Origin of the sequence: Clostridium senegalense JC122 (assembly GCF_000285575.1) — a bacterium.
GTDB lineage: Bacteria > Bacillota > Clostridia > Clostridiales > Clostridiaceae > Clostridium_J > Clostridium_J senegalense.
The window spans coordinates 1-1,233 of record NZ_CAEV01000132.1 but is presented as its reverse complement, the minus strand read 5'-3'; the positions used below and the strand labels follow the sequence as shown (position 1 = coordinate 1,233).

General features: G+C 29.6%; 1 protein-coding gene and 1 other RNA gene. Both read right to left on the bottom strand.

Annotation, left to right across the window (positions count from 1 at the left end; all coding sequences use genetic code 11):
• Positions 1-89: 89 nt before the first annotated feature.
• Positions 90-461, bottom strand: a complete 372-nt coding sequence (locus CSGHG_RS19175; protein ID WP_010291457.1) for a phage holin family protein — start codon at positions 459-461, stop codon at positions 90-92.
• A 261-nt stretch (positions 462-722) separates the two neighbouring features.
• An RNA gene (gene rnpB, locus CSGHG_RS21545) (RNase P RNA component class A) lies at positions 723-1,091 on the bottom strand.
• Positions 1,092-1,233: the final 142 nt, after the last annotated feature.

Below are 1,233 nucleotides of genomic sequence, written 5' to 3'. Positions count from 1 at the left end.
TTTATATATTTCATTATATATGTTATAAATAAAAAATACCCTATAAATATTTTTTAAATATTTATAGGGTATTTTTTTATAATATTGTTTTACATAACTCTTCCTGGAAATATAGCGTCTATTATTCCAATGATTATAGCTGCTATCAAAGCTCCTATTATAGATACTCTCATATTAGGAACTACGAATTGTGCTAAATATATTATTACAGCTGCAATAGCAAAACCTTTAAAACCTTTTCCAAAAGGTGATGCATCAACACCCATAAGAGCTTCTACAAAATAGTCTAATACAGTTATAACAACTGCTGCTATAATCATAGACCATAATCCATTAACAGTAAAACCTGGTGTCAAAAATGATGTCACACCTAGGACAATTGCAAATAATACTAATCTTACTATCCATCCTAAGAAACTGCTTTTATTTTCATATTTGTTTTTATGTTCGTTATCTGACATTTTTATATACCTCCGTTTTAAATATATTTTATTAATTCGTATATATTATGCCCATATAAGTAAAAAAATATAATACTTATTTTTAATATTAATTTCAAATATAAGTAAAATGTCAGAAAGACCTATTTAATTTTTAAACTTTATCTTATCATATAGGTTATTATTTTATACTAATGACTCACATTATTAAATTTTTTATTCAACATTTTATTTTATTATACACATAAAGAAAAACACTAGGCGTTAACCTAATGTTTTTCATGTACGAGATAAATCTATAAGCCGAGTTCTGTATTTGACAATCATCTATCTAGGCCTATTGTTACCAATAAACTCAAGCGATACACCCGGGGACGGGACGGGCAGCCCCATATATCCCCCTATTCGATCTTGCTCCAGATGGGGTTTACATAGCCGTACAGTCGCCAGTACGCTGGTGAGCCCTTACCTCACCTTTCCACCCTTACCAGTTAGATAAAATCTAAACTCACAAGTAAACTTGTTCTGGCGGTATATCTCTGTTGCACTTTCCTTAGAGTCACCTCCACTGGGAGTTACCCAGCACCCTGCCCTACGGAGCTCGGACTTTCCTCTCCTGAAAAAATCAGCAGCGATTGTCTGACTTACTCGCAAGATTTATGTTACCATACTTTTAATATAAATGCAAATTTTTTTATCTTTTTTTAATTAATTATAAAAATTATTATAATTTTTTCTTATAGAAACATTTTTTATAATTATAGATATATTTAACCTTATAATAAAGAAAATA

Excerpts from the sequence above, each read along its gene's own strand:
- CSGHG_RS19175 (WP_010291457.1), bottom strand. The coding sequence starts at position 461 with ATGTCAGATAACGAACATAAAAACAAATATGAAAATAAAAGCAGTTTC.